Annotated in this window: 1 protein-coding gene; it reads right to left on the bottom strand. The window is 72.3% G+C overall.

The window, feature by feature from the left end; translation table 11 throughout:
• Nucleotides 1-1,349 (bottom strand): DHA2 family efflux MFS transporter permease subunit (locus AB0O00_RS39740; protein ID WP_363659535.1); only part of this gene is annotated, 1,349 nt, incomplete at both ends.

Here is a 1,349-nt window from a genome sequence, read left to right as displayed (position 1 = left end):
ATGACGAAGACCAGTTCGGCGGCGGCGAGGCAGGAGTGCGGCGAGCCATGGCCGGCGCGGGCGAAGAAGACCGTGCCGAGGGCGGCCACGCCGATCGCGCCGGCGAACTGCTGGACGGCGTTGAGCGTGCCCGCGCCGGTGCCGACCTCCTCCGTCGTGGCGTCGCCGAGGATGTAGTCGACCAGTGGGACGAAGACCAGGCCGGAGCCGAATCCGATGAGCAGGAGCGCGGGCGCCGGCTTCAGGACGGAGAGGTCGGCGCCCCAGTGGGCGATGGACCACCACAGGGCCAGCAGACCGACGACCGCGATCGACAGGCCCAGGAGCAGGCCGGCCCGTCCGAGGCGTTCGGCCAGCGACCGGCCCGCGAGCAGGACCGCGAAGGCCGTCCCGAGGGCCCACGGAATCAGCGTGAGGCCCGTGCGGAGCGGCGACCAGCCCAAGCCCTGCTGCAGGAGCAGGTTGATGGCCAGGACGAACCCGCTCAGCGCGGCGTAGAAGCCGCCGGAGACCATCAGCCCGACGACGAAGCCGCGCTTGCGGAACAGCGACGGCGTGATGACGGGGTGCGCGCTGCGCCGCTCGAAGCGTACGAACAGGGCGAAGAGGAGTGCGGCGCCCGCCATCATGGCGTAGCTCCAGGCGGGCCAGCCCCGTTCGCGGCCCTGGATGAGCGGGACGATCAGCAGGGCGGAGGCCGCGGTGAGCAGGCCGACCCCGGCCGGGTCGAGGCGGGCGGAGCGGTCCTCGCCGCCGTGTACCGGCAGAACGCGCCAGGCGATCGCGAGGGCGACGACGCCGAAGGGGATGTTGATCAGGAAGATCGGGCGCCACTCGCTGCCGAAGAGGTTCAGGTGGAGCAGCCACCCGGCGAGGATGGGGCCGGCGACGGTGGCCAGGCCCATGAGGGGGCCGATCGGCAGCAGGGCCTTGCGCAGTTGGTGGGGCGGGAAGGCGATCTTCACCAGGGCCATGCCCTGCGGGATCATGACCGATCCGCACAGGCCCTGGAACGTGCGCGCGGTGATCAGGAAGGCCGTGTTCGGGGCCAGGCCGCAGGCCAGTGACGCCAGGGTGAAGCCGGTGAGGCCGGTCAGGAACAGCCGTCGGCGGCCCAGCAGGTCACCGAGCCGTCCCGACGTGACGAGGCCGAGGGCGAAGGCGGCGGTGTAGGCGCTGAGCACCCACTGGACGGTCGACCCGCTGCCGCCGAGGTCGGCCCGGATCGAGGGGCCGGCGAGGTTGGCGATGCTCGCGTCGATGAGGTCCATGACATCGGCGAGGAAGACGACGACCACGACGAGCCACGCGGTGCGCGGCGGCAGCACGGTGCTGCCGGTGGTCTCAGG

Source organism: Kitasatospora sp. NPDC093558, assembly GCF_040683475.1.
Classification (GTDB): Bacteria; Actinomycetota; Actinomycetes; order Streptomycetales; family Streptomycetaceae; genus Kitasatospora.
The sequence above is the reverse complement of the archived record's forward strand: the minus strand, read 5'-3'. Positions and strand labels throughout refer to the sequence as shown.